Origin of the sequence: Chryseobacterium sp. C2(2020), from assembly GCF_014218915.1 — a bacterium.
Classification (GTDB): Bacteria; Bacteroidota; Bacteroidia; order Flavobacteriales; family Weeksellaceae; genus Chryseobacterium; species Chryseobacterium mucoviscidosis.
Genome location: NZ_JACLCT010000025.1, coordinates 1 through 16,363, shown reverse-complemented (window position 1 = coordinate 16,363; position 16,363 = coordinate 1). Strand labels below are relative to the sequence as shown.

The following is a 16,363-nucleotide window of genomic DNA, read 5'->3' as shown; positions in this document are numbered from 1 at the left end:
GTTTTATAAATTTCCAATCGTGTACTGGAGTTGGTAATATTTTAGTTGTCGGTTAATTTTTACGGAAATAAGGTTGGATTGCGCTTCCAGATAGGCATTGTCGGCATCAATGAGTTCGGTGATTAAACTTAACTTATTCGCATATTTGGTCTTTACGATCCTGTAATTTTCTTTTGCCTGATTGATCGCTTCTTCCGCAATGATTACTTTCTGTTCCGTTTCTTCGAATTTTTTGAAAGCTTCATACACTTCATGCCGGATATTTTCTTCGTTTTCTTCGATCTGCAATCGGGCAAGAGTTATATTTTCTTTTGCTTCCTGCATTTTGTATTTGTTTTTATACAGATTTTCGATGGGGTAGGTAAGATTGATACCGATCATTCCCAAACGGTACGCATAAGGTTCGGGCGGAAAAAACATCATATTGGGATATTTTAAAAAGTACTCTCCGCCTGCGGTAATTTTCGGTAAATAATTCGCTTTGGTAATTTTCTGATCCAGTTCTTTCAGAGTGAGATTTTTATTGGCAATTTCCACAGATTCGTTTTTATGTAAAGCGGTTTGTATTAATTCATTGATGTAAGGGATTTCTGCGTTCTCAGAAATTAAATCTTCCGTTTCTGCATGCATTTCCTGATTTTCCGGAAGGGAAAGCATCGTTTTCAGCTTGTGTTCTGCAATCTGAATATCGTTATCCAGCTCTGTCCGGCTCATTTTATGGTTAGAGAGTTGTAAAGAGGTTCTCAGAACTTCGTTTACCGTAACCACGCCGTTTGCTTTCAGGGCTTTCACTTGTTTGATGTTCACGGAATCTTCTTTCATTTTATCATTAATTAAACGCTGCTGTTCTTTTAAATGATGAATCTGGAGAAAAGCGGTGATAATTTCCATCTTTAGTTGTCTCTCATTCAGATGGGTTTTAAGAGATGAAATTTCGGTATCAATGGCGGCTTTTTTTTCGGTATTTTTAATTTTTCCGCCCATATAAAGAGGAATGGAAGCCGAAAGCGTAAAATCGTACATTCCATTGATGATGTTGTACTTTGTTGCTTTTGCAAACACGCCGTCTTCATGCTGAAAAAGATTGGTGACCTGATTGTAGCTTGTGTGGAATTCTATATCTGGAAGTTTTTCCATTTTCAGATCTTTTTCTCTGGTTTCGGACATCTCATCTTTTAAATGGCTGATTTTTATTTTTTTGTTTTGAATTAATCCGATCTCTATTGCTTTTTGCAGATTAAGATGTTGATAATCGGTTATCTGTGCCTGTAATAAATTACTCATAAGTAATAGGCACAACGCAAACCACTGATATCTGTTTGCGTATGATATCATTTTCATAAATATAGTTAAGATTTTTTGCTGAATTGATTTTGACTCTGCAAATTTACGCGGTGCAGCTTCCGACATGATTTGTGAAAACAGAAAAAGATTTGCTCATTTACGCCATATCGAAATTTTCTCTTTACCTTTATTGAATGAACGAAAGTCATTTTAAAGCAGTAGAAGAAGCAGATTCGGAATTTTACGTTTATCATGTGCTTACCGGAAAGGTGAAAACCGAAATCCATTATCACAGTTCAGCTCAGTTGGTTTATGCAGAAGGCGGAATCGTGCATATTTTCACCGATCTGAAACATTGGTATTTACCGGCAAGATGTTTTATGTGGATTCCTGCCGGAACACCGCATTACATTTTTTCTACCAGTCCGAAAGTGGATCTGTATAATTTTTATTTTAAAAAAGAAGAGAATGAAAATGGCTTTTTTGATGAAATCAATATTTATTCAGTAAGTCATCTTCTTCGGGAAATGATTTTGTATACCAAAGACTGGGATGGGAAAATCACAAAGAATGACGGAATAAAATATGATTTTCTTAAAGCGTTAAAAGGAATTTTACCTGAAAAGAGGGATAAAAAACTGGCATTTCCGGTTCAGCATCCTTTTCCGAATGATGAAATGCTTCTGAAGGTGGCACAGTATATTCATGCGAATCTGGAAAAGCCTTTAAGCATAGAATCTACGGCTAAAGAATTCGGGATGAGTACAAGAACGCTTTCCCGAAAGTTTAAGGAAATTCTGGGCATGAATTACGTCCGTTTTTTACGTGCGCTGAGAATTACCCGCTCTCTGGAACTGATGCTGGAAGGGAAGTACAATATGTATGAGATCGCGATGATGGTGGGATACAACAGTTTGTCGTCTTTCAGTAATATTTTTAAAAAGGTAATTGGGGTTGCTCCGACGGATTATCTTCAGAAGCTGAAGGGAGAGGAGTGATTTTGAGTTGTAGGGTTTGAGAGCTGTAGGGTTTGAGAGTGTTAGAGTTTGAGAGTTTGAGAGTTTGAGAGTTTGAGAGTGTTAGAGTTTGAGAGTGGGAGGGTTTTTGTGTTTTTTCTAAATACTAATGATACAAGTTTTTTATGGAAACATTAATTAACCTTAATTTATCGCAAAGAAAAACAAAAGAATTTATTTATTTATTTATTTATTTATTTATTGAAATTTTTTAAGCTAAACAAAGGCACTTCGTTTATTTAAAAAAGACAAAAATGGTATTACTTTGATGAGTTTTACGCCTTTGTATATCTTAAAAGCAGAATTCCGGATAATCGAATCTCTTTGTTTAACCTTGCATTTAAGAAGACTTATTCCGAACTTAGGATAATTAAATTTCTGCTTCATTCTTTATTTTCGGAGAAGTAAGTGTTGTGAGAACGTATCAGTATTGATTGATGACGGGAATTTTAGCCCCGATTGTAATGAAAATCCTTTTTTGAAAAAAAAAGATTGCAATGGAAAGCGGGAAATAGCTCCTGAAAAATATAGAGATGTTTTGTTTGAGGGTAGATTTCTCCTTCGTCGAAATGACAAATCTGCTGATGTAATGATAAATTGTTGTGAAAGATTGCTTCGTTGCTTCAGAACTACGTTCTCAGACCTTCAGTCTGTCGCAAGGCACAAAAAAACCACTTCGGTTGAAGTGGTTTATATGTTGAGAAAATCTCGTCTTGATTAAGCTTCTTCAGAAGATGCTTCTTCTTTTTTAGCAGGAGCTGCTTTTGGAGCTTCAACCGGAGCGTCAGATACAACATCGAATTCGTAGTTGTACTCAACGTTTCTGTGAAGTCTAACAAGAGCTGAGAATTTACCAGTTCTCTTGATGGTATTTCCAGGAATTTTGATGTATTTTTTATCTACAGATACTCCTGCTTTTCCTAGAGCTGCAGCTAAATCTGCATTGTTGATAGAACCGAATAATTTATCACCAGTACCCACTTTTGCAGGAATTGTGATAGAAGTTTTCTTTAATTGCTCTACTACAGCGTTTGCAGCAGCAACCAATTTAGCTTCTTCTTCTTTTCTAGCCTCCAAAGTAGCTTCTAAAGCTGCGATGTTTTTAGGAGTAGCTAATAAAGCGTACCCTTGAGGAATTAAGAAGTTTCTTGCATAACCAGGCTTTACGCTTACTGTGTCGAATTCAAGACCTAAGTTTTCTACGTCTTTTTTTAGAATAATGTTCATTGTTGTTGTCCGTTTTAGAGTTTGGAGTTCCGGGGTTTATATTCCGGCTTACTCTTCACATCGTTAGAATTTATAAATTAATTCAGCAACAAAAAGCCAAAAGCGAGAAGCTAATGGCTAATTGCAATTTTTTTATTTCAATAAGTCAGCTACGTATGGTAGTAACGCCAAGTGTCTTGCTCTTTTGATTGCAGCAGAAACTTTTCTTTGGTATTTTAAAGAAGTTCCTGTGTATCTTCTTGGTAAGATTTTACCTTGCTCGTTTACGAACTGTAATAAGAAATCAGCATCTTTGTAATCTACGTGCTTAATTCCGTATTTTTTGAATCTACAATATTTCTTTTCAGATTTTGTATTGATATCAAGCGGAGTAAGGAATTTTACTTCAGATTCTCCTCCAGCTGAGGCTTGTTTAGCCATTTCGTCTATTGCCATTGTCTTGTCTTTTAAAAATAGGGTTAATAATTAAGCTTTAGCTGCTTTTACTTTTGCTCTTCTAGTTACAGCATAGTCAACAGCGTGTTTGTCTAGTTTTGTAGTAAGGTAACGGATTACTCTCTCGTCACGCTTGAATGCCAATTCTAAATCAGCAACTACAGAACCTTCACCTTTAAACTCGATTAAAGTGTAGAATCCGTTCTTTTTCAATTGGATCGGGTAAGCTAATTTTTTTAATCCCCAGTTTTCTTTAGCAACGATTTCGCAGTTCTTTTCTTTAATAAGATCTTCGAATTTTTTCACTGCTTCCTCCACCTGTGCATCAGATAGAACGGGAGTTAAAATGAAAACAGTTTCGTAATTGTTCATAATGTTAAAAAATTTGTTAATTATTTCGAGGTGCAAAAGTAGAGAATATATTTGTAATATGCAATACGAAAGCGAATGTTTCTGAAAAATTGTGGTGGTAAATTGTTGTCAGTTCATGGTTTTTGTTTTTTATAAATGAACTTTAAACCCAAAACCCTGAACTCTAAATACTATCGTCTTTTCTGATCTCCGTTAAAAAATTCACTTTTATGACGTCATATAAAGAATGTCGGCTTACCAAAATGGAGGCAATGGAAGACACCATTCCGGCTAACATAAGATGAAATATTAAAGAATGTCTGTCGGTCATTTCCAGAACAATGATTGCCGATGTAAAAGGTGCTCTTGTAATTCCCGTTAAAAAAGCAACCATTCCTGCCAAAACAACAACATTGGTTTCATTCGGGCTTAAATGAATGAATCCTGAAATTACAGAACCAATACTTGCTCCGGCTGTTAAAGCAGGGGCAAAAATTCCTCCTGCGCCGCCGGAAGTGAAGGAAAGGGCAGGACCCAACATTCTTAAAACCGGAACGTACCAGTCTTCATGTTTTTCTGAAGTAAAAAGAACGCGTTCCATGATTTCTTTTCCGGAGCCTAATATTTCTCTGTTGATGAAAAAGGCTATAGAAGCGATGATCAGAGCGCAGAAAATTAAAAATGCTACGTTCGCACGGTCTGTTTTAAGTTTTCTTTTCTTCCAGTCATTCATTTTCAGCATAGTTACGGAGAGCTGACTGGCTAAAATTCCGGCAGTTCCTCCTACTAAAATGATGGGAAACATGACCATTAAAGAAACGTCATTTGTTTTTGGATATCCTAAATACAGGTAAGAACCTGCCAAAGTCTGCGCCGTTAAACCCGCAATGATAACTGCGGTAAACAGAGCGGTTTTAAAGTAATTGATGTGGGTTTTGGAAAGTTCTTCCACAGCGAAAACAATTCCGCCCAAAGGTGTGTTGAAAGCCGCTGCAAGTCCCGCTGCTGCACCCGTCATAATCATATTTTTCTTTGAAATTTTCGGCCACCATTCGGGAAGGTATTCGTTTACTTTTCTGAAAACAGAACCTGCAATCTGAATCGTAGGACCTTCGCGACCGACTGCACCGCCTCCGATAACCAAAACCAAAGAAGAAAGAATTTTAAAAACAATAATTTTTAAGCTTAGTAAACTTCGGATCTTTTTATGTTCTTTCGGGTTGGCTAATTCTACGGCTGCCATCACCTGAGGAATTCCGCTTCCTTTTGCATTCGGGGCAAATTCTTTTACGAGCCACCAAGACAAGACAAAACCAATCGGGGCAATTATGAAGATCATCCAGGAATGCCAGTCCAAAATAAAATGCAGAAGATTTTCTCCCCATGCAAAAATTTTGGCATACATCACCGCTACAAATCCCGTAATCACAGAGCCGATCCAGAAAGGGATTGCCTGAAGCAGATTGTACTTCAGTTGTTCGTTTCTAATATTATCAAAAGATTTTTTTAGAGATCTTCGGATGATGACTATTATTTTCAGCATTAAATGGTTTGTCGCAAGATTGTTGATAAAAATAAGGAATTTATATTTCTTCTAAAAATTTTGCTGCCCGTAAAGCGTTTTGTACAGAAAGTTCTTTAGGCAAGGCGAAGCTTAATAAGTCGTTTTTAATTTCCAGCTTAAAATCTTCATTAGAAAATGCTTTGATTATTTCTTTTCGTTCTGAGTTTAAAAAGGATTGGGTTTTTAAAGGATCACTTCCCAAAACATAAAAATCTTTAAAATCACGGTCTTTAAAATTAACAGTAAAGCTGCTGAATATTCCTGCAATTTTATCTGCCCATTTCTTTCTGTTGACTGAAATAAATCCATAATCACTGCTTAATTTTTTCATTCCCCAGATTTGCAGACTGTCGTATGAAGTTGTTGCGCGTGCTCCTTTTGCGGTGGTTCCTATTTTGCTGACGATAAAGAGATAAAAAGAATTTTGTCTATTTTTATCCGTAATGAAATAGCCTATTTTTGGAGTAAAAAGCGGTATTTCTTCAGCGGAGTTAAATTCATGAAAAGGGGAGGCTTTGATTTCAATAACAGCAATATCGTAAATTTCAAAAAGTTTGTCATAAACCTCAAAAATCAGATTTTCTTCTTCTTTTGAAAAGTCGAAAAGTTTTTTAACGTTTAGGTTTCTGAAATCGAGTTCCACGGTGAAAGTTTTTTTAGTTTAGACAAACTGAGAATTAAAGTTAAACATTGATTATTTTTTTATTAAATCTTGTATTTTGTTAATCATATTTTCTGCGTTGATATTTTCAGGGTTTAATGCTAAAGATTTTTTATAATTTTCTAATGCTAAAGTATAGTTTTTAATTGAAAAATAACTTTCTCCCAAACTGTCAAAAGCATTCGCCGACTGAGGATTTTCTTTAGTATTTAATGCAAAAACTTTTACTGCCTCATTAAATCTGGAATTTCTCATTAAAATATAACCGATATTATTCAAGGTATCTTCAAAATTCCATTTTGAATCTTTTGCTTTAATGTAATAATAATTTTTTTCAGCATTTGGATTGTTTGGCTTAGCAAATTCAGTAATAATTGATTCTTCTGCTAACAGAAAATTATCGGTTAAATTGTTATCCACGATGGATGCAATATGATTTATGAGGTGATATTGTTCTGGAAAAAAGTTATAACCATTTGACATCATAATTATTGCCATATTATTTTGTGGATAAAATCTGAAAGCGCTCACATTTCCTCCAGAAAAACCGTAAGACGAAATATTATTCACTTTATTGATTTCCCAGCCGTATGCAAAGATATTTTTTTTATTTCCATATTCAAATGGCTGCCACATCATGTCTTTTGTTTTTTGATTCAGGAAGTCATTTTTACTTAAATGGCTGCTCCATTTTAAAAATGCAGGCAGAGTAATGGCTATACCGTTTCCGGGACATGCTTTTTTTCCTTCAACATCTTTAGATTTTACATATTTTTTAGTCTCCGAATCGAAATTGTATTTTATAACACGGTTCGGAATTTTTTCAAGAGCATTTGACGAATAAACAACCTGATTTTTTACATCAGAAAATTGATTACTTAGAATAAAATCTTCAAAAGATTGTCCTGTAATTTTTTCAATAATCATAGAAAGAAGCATATAATTCGTTTGATTATATCTGAATTCGTTCCCTGTTGTAAAATCCATTTTCTCTTTGCTCAATCGTTCAATAGTTTTAGAACCTGAATATTCCGGCAGAATATCACTGAAAGCAATAAAATCCGGTATTCCGGAAGAATGGGTCAAGAGATTTTTTACCTTCACATTTTGCCATTCCTGTGGTAGATTTTCAACGTATTTTGAAACATTGTCTTCTAAAGATAATTTTCCTTGTTCTATTAATTGAAAAACACCAACGTCAGTCATTAATTTTGAAGTAGAATATATCCTGAACATTGAACTTGGACTTACTTTTTTAGCGTCTTCCAAATTTTCCGTACCATAATATTGCTCAAAAATTACTTTACTATCTTTTACAACACCAATTGCTAAACCGGGAATCTGATTTGCTTTAATGGCTTCTTTTACGTAATTATCAATTAATGTAAACTGATTGGCTTGCTGCGAAAAAGAGACGGCAGAAATATTTAAGACAAAAGTTGCCAGAAGAATTTGTTTCATATTTTGAGAATATAGGTTCTTGCTTTTATTTTAAGACAGTTAAAAAAAGCATTTTATTACATGGTTTGTCCGGATTTGGTATAAAATGTTACAAAGTTTTTCAAACAAAAAACCTCCGAAAAAAATCGAAGGTTTTTATATTGTAAAGATGTTTCGATAAGCTTAATATGACAATTACATCATTTATCACTTATCATTCATCATTTATAAATTATATTTCTGTATTCAGATCCCAGTTTTCAAGGTAATCATGAACATGTTTAAGCATCATTCCGCCTAAAGAACCATCTACAACTCTGTGGTCGTATGAGTGAGACATGAACATTAAGTTTCTGATTGCAATTACATCTCCGTCCGGCGTTTCAAGAACGGCAGGCTTTTTAACGATAGCTCCGATTGCCAAGATTGCAACCTGAGGCTGAGGAATAATCGGAGTTCCCATTAAGTTTCCGAAGCTTCCTACGTTAGAAATTGTATATGTTGCACCCTGAGTGTCTTCAGGTCTTAATTTTTTGTTTCTTGCTCTGTACGCTAAATCGTTGATTGCTTTTGCCAATCCTGAAAGTGATAACTGATCTGCATTTTTAATAACAGGAACGATAAGATTTCCGTCCGGTAAAGCTGTTGCCATACCGATGTTGATGTTTTTCTTTTTGATGATGTTTTCTCCGCTGATTGATACGTTAATCATAGGGAAATCCTGAATCGCTTTCACAACTGCTTTCACGAAAATCGGCATGAACGTCAGTTTTTCACCTTCACGTTTTTCAAAAAGAGATTTGTTTTTATTTCTCCATTTCACAACGTTGGTAACGTCTGTTTCGATGAAAGAAGTTACGTGCGGAGCAATCTGCTTCGCTTTTACCATGTTTTCAGCGATGATTTTTCTCATTCTGTCCATCGGAATGATCTCATCACCTGCAGCAGCCGTAATCGTAGCAGCAGGAGCTGAAGTCGCAACCGGTTGTGGAGCAGATGCAGTTTGTACAGAAGCTGCCTGTTGAACTGGCTGGTTTCCTCTGTTTTTAACGTACGCTAAAATATCTTCTTTGGTAATTCTTCCTTCCAGACCGCTTCCTTTGATGGTTTTAAGTTCGGTTTCAGAAATATTTTCCTGCTGTGCGATAGATTTTACAAGCGGCGAAAGATAAAGATCTCCCGAAAACTCTGTTGAAGCAGCAACTTTTAAAGGTTCTTCAATGGTTTTTAAGGTTTCCGCGTCCGGAGCAGCCGCCGGAGTTTCCGTTTTTACTTCTTCAGAAGCAGTGTTTCCGCCTTCTCCTTCAATTTCTAAAATAGCAATGGCTTCACCTACTTTTGCAACTTCGTCTTTCTGTTTCAAAATCTTTACGATTTTCCCCGAAACGGGTGTCGGAACGTCTGAATCTACCTTATCTGTTGCAATTTCTACTACGGAATCATCCTCTTTTACGCTATCACCTTCACTGAACAACCAGGAGATAATTGTCGCTTCCATAACACCTTCTCCCATGGACGGAAGCAATAATTTGTATTCTGCCATTTTTAATTTTTAGATTTTGACAAATATATAAAAAAAATCGATTTTTTTATGAAATATTAAATTTTAGAAAAATTCAATGTAAATATTTTCGCCCACGTTAAGTCCAAACAGGGATTTTGCCCCGTTTTTTCTGCTTCCTTTGTAGATGGTAAGCTCCAAAAGCTGACTGTCATTGAAGATTGCAGCAGACTGCCCATGAAATTCTGTTTCCCGATCCCAGTCCGAAACCACTTCCGTATGACTCGAAAAGACTCTTGAAAGTGCTAAGTTTCTGAATTTTATCGTGAAACTTTCGTATCCTTTTGAGATGGTTTCGAAAAAATCTTTATTAATATTTGAGATTATATTTCCGAAATTATCAATGTAGGTAACTTCTCCGATGATCATCTTTTCGGATTCATTATAAACAGGTTTCGGAAACAGAAGCTGTTTTGCGGTGTCTATTTTTCTGCCAATTACTTCGGGAAGTCCTCCGTTTGCCAGATGAACGGCTGCCGGAACAAAAACGTCCGTAGAAGTAAAATTAACGATGTCGTCAAAACGGTTGTTTAATGTAATTTCGTAGATTGCTTCAGGTTTAATATCAAAAAATATCAAACTTAAAACGCCGTTATCTGCCGCCAGAAAGTAATGTCCGTCGGATTTATATAAAATATTTTTCCTGTTTCTGTTGTGAAAACTGTCTACGGAAACAATATGAATCGTGCCTTTCGGAAAGTGTTTGTACGCATTTCTTACGATGTAAGACGTCTGTATAAGGTTAAATGCCTGTATTTCGTGACTAATATCAACAATATTAACCTTCTGATTCAGAGAAAGAATGCTCCCTTTTACAGCGGCGACTCTGTAATCCAAATTTCCGAAATCTGAAGTGAGGGTTATAATTGACATTGATGGTTGTATAGAATGATAGAAATGCAAATTTATCTAAAATAAAAGGAATGCCCGAAAAATTATGGAAAAGAATTTGATATAAATTTCAAAAAAAGCTTTAAATTTAAAATCTAAAATTAATAATAATACTGCATGTTTGAATTGACATATGATCTTGAGGATATCGATGCGAAAATCTTCTACGGAGTAAACAACCAATTTTTCAACCTTATAAAATCTACTTTTCCCACTCTTAAAATTACCGGAAGAGATCACTATATTTTTGCGATGGGCAATCAGGAAGCTTTGGACATTTTTAAGAAAAAGCTCGATGATATTGTCAATTTTATTTCAAAAAACAATTCTATAGACCTGAAAGATGTTGAAAATCTTCTGAATATTAAAGATGAAAACGAAAAGCAGCTTGTTTTCGATCAGGATATCATTGTAAAAGGTGTTAACGGTAAAATCATCAAAGCCAAAACCACCAATCTTAAAAAACTGGTTAAGGAAACCGAGAAAAAAGATATGGTTTTTGCGATCGGACCTGCCGGAACGGGAAAGACGTATACGAGTGTGGCTTTGGCGGCAAAAGCTTTAAGGGATAAAACCGTTAAAAGAATTGTTTTAACAAGACCTGCCGTAGAAGCAGGGGAGAGCTTAGGATTTTTACCGGGTGATCTTAAAGAAAAGCTGGATCCGTACTTACAGCCTTTGTATGACGCATTGCGTGATATGATTCCGCATGAAAAGCTGGAAGGTTTTATTGAAAAGAAAGTGATTGAAGTGGCTCCTTTAGCGTTTATGAGAGGAAGAACTTTGGATGATGCATTTGTAATTCTGGATGAAGCTCAAAATACGACTCATTCCCAAATGAAAATGTTTTTAACCAGAATGGGGATGAATGCTAAATTCATCATCACCGGAGATCCGAGTCAGGTGGATTTACCTCCGAAACAGCAATCCGGATTAAAGGAAGCCATGAGAATTCTAAAGGATGTAAAAGAAATCGGTTTTGTTCATTTAACAGAAGAGGATGTAGTAAGACACCCTGTTGTAAGAAAGATTATCCTTGCTTATAATGACGAGGAGAAAAGACAGCGAAACGATTAAACAATTTATCATAATATAATTGAAAAGCAGATCAACAGGAGTTGATCTGCTTTTTAATTTTTAAACAATCAATAACAAAAGTTTTGATATTAGAAAAAAAATATTATTTTTGCGGCTGATTAATAAAAAAAACTATTAACTATGAAGAAATTATTTCTTTTGACAGCAGTCGCTGTTATGGGGTTGAGCGCAAAAGCTCAGGAATTCAGATTCGGACCTAAAGCAGGATATTCTTATTCAACTCTTAAGCTTAAAGACAACTCAGATTCTGAAACATCAGATCCGTTACATACTTTTTACATCGGAGGTATTGCCGAATATAAAGTAAGCGATAGGTTTGGTTTACAGGGGGAACTTTTATATTCTCAACTTGGAGGAAAACTGAATATTGCAGAAGTTGATCCTAGTGATCCTACAAACTTTTTTAATGTTAAGGCAAAACAGACTTACCATACTTTATTAATTCCTGTTTCTGCTAAATATTTCATTACTGAAGGTCTTTCGGTTTCTGCAGGTGCAAGTTTTGGAGTTATCCTTTCTGCTAAGCAAAAATATTCTGCAGATTTAGGATTAGGCGGTGTTATTCCGGGATTTGAAATCAACAGCAGCGATGAAGTGGATATCAAAGATCAGTTAAATACTTTGAATATTGCTCCATTCCTTGGTGCTGAATATATGCTGGAGAACGGATTATTCTTTGATGCAAGATACAACATGGGAGTATCTAATTTGGCAAAAGACGCTTCAAACGGAGAAAAGTTAACTAACAGCTTTTTACAGGTCGGAGTAGGATTCAAATTCGGAGGAAACTAAGAATTTATTCTCATAAAAAATTAAAGCGGTACAGAATTTGTACCGCTTTTTTTCTGTATAAAATGCTACCACATTTTTATCATTAGAAAATTCAAAATTTAAAATTGTTAAAATGAAAAAACTATTATTATTAGGTGCTTTTGCGTTTTTAGGAGGTCTTACTCAGGCTCAGGAAGGTTTCAGACTGGGAGCACATGTTGGTGCTCCGCTTGGAGATGCATCCGATGCGGCAAGTGTAACTCTGGGATTGGATGCAGCATATATGTGGAATATTACTAAAGGTCTTGATATTGGTGCTGCTACAGGATATTCACACTTTTTCGGAAAAGATAATGTAGATGATTTTGGGTTTGTTCCTATTGCTGTTTCCGGAAAATACAGATTTAACAAGATTCCGTTGTTCGTAGGATTGGATCTCGGAGCAGGAATTTCTACCAGAAACTATATCAACAGCGGACTCTATGTAGCGCCGAGAGTAGGGTATCAGATGAAAAATACAGAGCTGTATTTAGGATTTCAGAGTGTAAGCAGTAAATACAAAGGTCGTGGTCCTTATTGGTACGGTGACGACCGATTTAACTTCGGAGCGGTTAATTTCGGGGTAAATTTTTTTCTGAAGTAAAATTTTTTAAAATCAACTATAATGAACTCCGATTGCAAAATTGGAGTTTTTTTATTCAAAAATTTGTGAAAACGCTAAAAGCCTTTATTTAATAGCTTTTATTATTGGAAATTGCTAAAAAATCCCGATGATATTAATCACATTAACAAATTTTAATATTCACAGCGGTCACTGTAAATTTGCCGTCAGAAAGTATTAAAATTATTAAAAAATGAAAAAGGTATTATTAGCAGGTGCTATTGCACTTTTCGGTTTATCTAATGCGCAAATCGCTAAAGGAACTACATATGTATCAGGAACTTTAAATTTTGCTGCAAGCGAAGATAACAATACAAATATCAAAACTAGTGATTTAACATTAGTTCCTACCATCGGACATTTCGTTGGAACAAACGTAGCAGTTGGAGTTGGTGTAGGTTATGCTTCAAGCGTAGCAAAAAACGAAGGCGCTGTTACTACAACTAAAAACACTCTTTCTGCATTTGTAGTAGAGCCTTTTGCAAGAAAATACTGGACTTTAGGTGAGAAATTCTACATCTTCGGTCAGCTTTCAGTACCAATGGCTTTCGGAAACGATAAGCGTGAGACTACTTTTGCAAACGCAACAACTACTACAGAAGAGAAATTCAATTCTTTCGGTGTTGCTGTGAAGCCAGGTTTAGATTATTTCTTAAACAAAAACTGGACTATCGAGGCTACAATCGGAGAATTCGGATACAGCAACTTCAAATACAAGAATGCTAAAAGTGTAGATAACTACAACTTCGGTCTTGATTTGGCTTCTGTTGGAATCGGTGTAAAATATGTTTTTGCAAAATAATAAACAAAGCATATAAACTAAAAAGTCCTGAGTTTTCTTGGGACTTTTTAATCTTTAAAAAAATCGTTAAAAATAAATTTTATAACTATGAAAAAACTATTATTAGCTGGTGCAATCGCATTTTTCGGATTATCTAACGCTCAGATGACTAAAGGTGACTGGGTAATCAGCGGAAACACAGGAATTGGTTTCAACAATATGGAAACTAAAACTAAGGTAAACGGTGAAACGTATGACGGTGTTAAAGTAAGTACTTTCGCTGTTACTCCATCTGTAGGTTATTTTGTAATTGATAAATTGGCTGTTGGAATCGATTTAGGTTTTACAAGTGTTACAACAAAAGATAGCGGTGATAAGAATACTGTTTCCAGCTTTTCTGTAATGCCAACTGCAACTTATTATTTTGCGAACAGCAGCAAAGTGGTTCCTTTCTTGGGAGCGGGTATTGGTTATGCTTCAAGCAAAACAAAAGAAACTATTTCAGGAACTTCAACAGATTATACTGCTGACGGTTTAGCTTGGAAAGTGAAAGGAGGAGTTACTTATATGGCAACTCAGTCTTTAGGGATTAACTTAGGAGTATCTTTCGATCAATTCTCGAACAAAGAAACTTATTTCGGTACTGAATTTAAGAACAGAGTAAATACTTTCGGGGTAAACGTAGGTTTCTCTTATTTCATCAAAGCTAAAGCTCAGAAATCTGATAAATAATTCAATTTCTTTCATTAGGATAAACAAAAAATCCGGTTCAGATATGAGCCGGATTTTGTATTTGTAAAACTTAAAGTCTTAGAACCATTCTTTCTGATTCTGAACATAAGTTCTGTCAAATTCTTCATCAGATTTTGTAAGGTAAATGATCCCTTCAATAAATCCAACAATACCAACAATTCCACAAGTTACAAGTCCTAAAACTAATTGAATAATACCTGCTTTAGTATATCCAAGATAGAATTTGTGAATTGCAAAAGTTCCCAGTAAAATTCCTAAAATTCCTGCAACAACTTTTTTTTCTGATTTGTAAGGTTGGTTGTAGTTCCCTTGTTTTTCGTTAAGTTCCATAATAATTATTTTTAATCGTTTTTTTTGTGTTTTATTTACCGAACATTCCGCCCATTCCAGGCATATTTGGCATTTTGCTCATCATCTGCATCATCTGTTTTCCTTGAGGACCCTGCATCATTTTCATCATTTTACCCATCTGATCGAATTGCTTCATCAATTGGTTAACATCCTCAATTTTTCTTCCTGCCCCTTTTGCAATTCTGTTTTTTCTCTGGGTGTTGATGATAGAAGGTTTTCTTCTTTCTTCAGGAGTCATAGAGTAGATGATTGCTTCAATATGTTTAAATGCATCATCGCTGATCTCAACATCTTTAATTGCTTTTCCAACGCCCGGAATCATCCCCATCAAATCCTTCATATTACCCATCTTTTTAATCTGGTTGATCTGCTTTAAGAAATCATCAAATCCAAATTCGTTTTTAGCGATTTTCTTGTGAAGTTTTTTCGCTTCCTCTTCATCAAACTGTTCCTGAGCTCTTTCTACCAAGGAAACAACGTCTCCCATTCCTAAGATTCTGTCTGCCATTCTTTCCGGGTAGAAAAGATCCAAAGCTTCCATTTTCTCTCCTGTAGAAATAAATTTAATCGGCTTTTCAACAACAGAACGGATCGTTAGAGCGGCTCCACCACGGGTATCACCGTCTAATTTCGTTAAAACAACCCCGTCAAAATTCAAAGTATCGTTGAATGCTTTTGCAGTATTCACAGCATCCTGTCCCGTCATGGAGTCAACAACGAAAAGTGTTTCGTTTGGCGTAATCACAGAATGAACGGTTTTAATTTCCTTCATCATTTGCTCATCGATTGCCAAACGACCCGCTGTATCCACGATCACTACATCATGACCGTTTGCTTTTGCAAAATTAATCGCATTCTGAGAAATGCTAGAAGGATCCATTGAACCTTCTTCCGTGAAAACGGGAACCCCGATTTGTCCGCCTAAAACTTTAAGCTGATCGATCGCAGCAGGACGATAGACGTCACACGCAACCAAAAGAGGTTTTTTATTTCTTTTTGTTTTTAAATAATTCGCCAGTTTTCCGGAAAAAGTAGTCTTACCGGAACCCTGAAGTCCTGCAATAAGAATTACAGAAGGCTTTCCTGAAAGATTAATACCTTCCTGAGAACCACCCATCAGATCTACTAGCTCATCGTGAACGATCTTCGTCATTAGCTGTCCCGGAGTAAGCGATGTAAGAACGTCCTGTCCTAAAGCTTTGTCCTGAACTCTTTTGGTAAGATCTTTTGCAACTTTATAATTAACATCGGCATCCACCAATGCTCTACGAATTTCTTTTACGGTTTCCGCAACGTTGATTTCCGTGATTTTTCCACGTCCTGAAATATTATGCAGCGCTTTGTCTAATTTATCCTGTAAACTATTAAACATATGTATTGTAAATTATAGGTTTGCAAAAATAAGGAAATTTTTAGGATATATTATAATAATTCAGGAAATTGGATGTACTAATTTAGCGTCCAGTTAAAGTTAAGCATAAAACCTTAATTTTAACCTATGAAACGAGAGAGAAAAAT

General features: G+C 35.5%; 17 protein-coding genes. 6 read left to right on the top strand and 11 right to left on the bottom strand.

All coding sequences use genetic code 11. From position 1 onward, the window contains the following. Window positions 1–3: 3 nt before the first annotated feature. Window positions 4–1,284, bottom strand: coding sequence for a TolC family protein (locus tag H6W52_RS14260; protein ID WP_194304396.1), 1,281 nt, complete (start codon window positions 1,282–1,284; stop codon window positions 4–6). Between the two features lie 194 nt (window positions 1,285–1,478). Between H6W52_RS14260 and H6W52_RS14255 the strand changes: the two genes are divergently transcribed. Continuing rightward, window positions 1,479–2,282 (top strand): helix-turn-helix domain-containing protein, encoded by an 804-nt coding sequence (locus H6W52_RS14255; RefSeq protein WP_116098891.1) that lies wholly within the window; start codon window positions 1,479–1,481, stop codon window positions 2,280–2,282. A 735-nt stretch (window positions 2,283–3,017) separates the two neighbouring features. Here H6W52_RS14255 and rplI read toward each other — a convergent pair. The 8 genes from rplI to H6W52_RS14215 all read right to left on the bottom strand — a co-directional run bounded on the left by rplI (window position 3,018) and on the right by H6W52_RS14215 (window position 10,412). Then, window positions 3,018–3,527: a 50S ribosomal protein L9 gene (gene rplI, locus H6W52_RS14250; RefSeq protein WP_076390046.1), complete on the bottom strand. Its 510-nt coding sequence runs from the start codon at window positions 3,525–3,527 to the stop codon at window positions 3,018–3,020. A 132-nt stretch (window positions 3,528–3,659) separates the two neighbouring features. Then, window positions 3,660–3,962, bottom strand: coding sequence for a 30S ribosomal protein S18 (gene rpsR, locus H6W52_RS14245; RefSeq protein ID WP_002979091.1), 303 nt, complete (start codon window positions 3,960–3,962; stop codon window positions 3,660–3,662). Window positions 3,963–3,992: 30 nt separating this feature from the next. After that, window positions 3,993–4,334 (bottom strand): 30S ribosomal protein S6, encoded by a 342-nt coding sequence (rpsF, locus tag H6W52_RS14240; protein ID WP_029293501.1) that lies wholly within the window; start codon window positions 4,332–4,334, stop codon window positions 3,993–3,995. A gap of 163 nt (window positions 4,335–4,497) precedes the next feature. Then, window positions 4,498–5,856: a chloride channel protein gene (locus H6W52_RS14235; RefSeq protein ID WP_116098893.1), complete on the bottom strand. Its 1,359-nt coding sequence runs from the start codon at window positions 5,854–5,856 to the stop codon at window positions 4,498–4,500. A gap of 40 nt (window positions 5,857–5,896) precedes the next feature. Beyond that, the gene (locus tag H6W52_RS14230) at window positions 5,897–6,520 is read right to left on the bottom strand and encodes a hypothetical protein (protein WP_116098894.1); all 624 of its coding nucleotides are present in this window, start codon (window positions 6,518–6,520) and stop codon (window positions 5,897–5,899) included. 51 nt (window positions 6,521–6,571) lie between these two features. Beyond that, window positions 6,572–7,999 carry a serine hydrolase domain-containing protein gene (locus H6W52_RS14225; protein ID WP_116098895.1) on the bottom strand — a complete coding sequence of 476 codons (1,428 nt, stop codon included), beginning with the start codon at window positions 7,997–7,999 and terminating at the stop codon, window positions 6,572–6,574. 211 nt (window positions 8,000–8,210) lie between these two features. Then, the gene (locus tag H6W52_RS14220) at window positions 8,211–9,521 is read right to left on the bottom strand and encodes a dihydrolipoamide acetyltransferase family protein (protein WP_116098896.1); all 1,311 of its coding nucleotides are present in this window, start codon (window positions 9,519–9,521) and stop codon (window positions 8,211–8,213) included. A gap of 63 nt (window positions 9,522–9,584) precedes the next feature. Then, complete coding sequence (locus H6W52_RS14215) at window positions 9,585–10,412, bottom strand: S-adenosyl-l-methionine hydroxide adenosyltransferase family protein (RefSeq protein ID WP_116098897.1); 828 nt, start codon at window positions 10,410–10,412, stop codon at window positions 9,585–9,587. Window positions 10,413–10,547: 135 nt separating this feature from the next. Between H6W52_RS14215 and H6W52_RS14210 the strand changes: the two genes are divergently transcribed. The 5 genes from H6W52_RS14210 to H6W52_RS14190 all read left to right on the top strand — a co-directional run bounded on the left by H6W52_RS14210 (window position 10,548) and on the right by H6W52_RS14190 (window position 14,473). Beyond that, window positions 10,548–11,507, top strand: coding sequence for a PhoH family protein (locus H6W52_RS14210; protein WP_087710390.1), 960 nt, complete (start codon window positions 10,548–10,550; stop codon window positions 11,505–11,507). A 141-nt stretch (window positions 11,508–11,648) separates the two neighbouring features. Further along, on the top strand, window positions 11,649–12,320 hold the full coding sequence (locus H6W52_RS14205; protein WP_116098898.1) for a porin family protein: 672 nt from the start codon (window positions 11,649–11,651) through the stop codon (window positions 12,318–12,320). A gap of 112 nt (window positions 12,321–12,432) precedes the next feature. Then, window positions 12,433–12,942 carry a hypothetical protein gene (locus tag H6W52_RS14200; RefSeq protein ID WP_087710386.1) on the top strand — a complete coding sequence of 170 codons (510 nt, stop codon included), beginning with the start codon at window positions 12,433–12,435 and terminating at the stop codon, window positions 12,940–12,942. A 211-nt stretch (window positions 12,943–13,153) separates the two neighbouring features. After that, complete coding sequence (locus tag H6W52_RS14195; protein ID WP_116098899.1) at window positions 13,154–13,762, top strand: outer membrane protein; 609 nt, start codon at window positions 13,154–13,156, stop codon at window positions 13,760–13,762. 87 nt (window positions 13,763–13,849) lie between these two features. Then, window positions 13,850–14,473, top strand: coding sequence for an outer membrane protein (locus H6W52_RS14190; protein ID WP_116098900.1), 624 nt, complete (start codon window positions 13,850–13,852; stop codon window positions 14,471–14,473). A gap of 78 nt (window positions 14,474–14,551) precedes the next feature. Here the strand turns inward: H6W52_RS14190 and H6W52_RS14185 are convergent, their stop codons facing one another. Both H6W52_RS14185 and ffh read right to left on the bottom strand, forming a co-directional pair. After that, entirely contained in the window at window positions 14,552–14,824 is a 273-nt protein-coding gene (locus H6W52_RS14185; protein WP_087710381.1) for a TM2 domain-containing protein, read from the bottom strand. A 31-nt stretch (window positions 14,825–14,855) separates the two neighbouring features. Then, window positions 14,856–16,217, bottom strand: coding sequence for a signal recognition particle protein (gene ffh, locus H6W52_RS14180; RefSeq protein ID WP_087710379.1), 1,362 nt, complete (start codon window positions 16,215–16,217; stop codon window positions 14,856–14,858). Window positions 16,218–16,363: the final 146 nt, after the last annotated feature.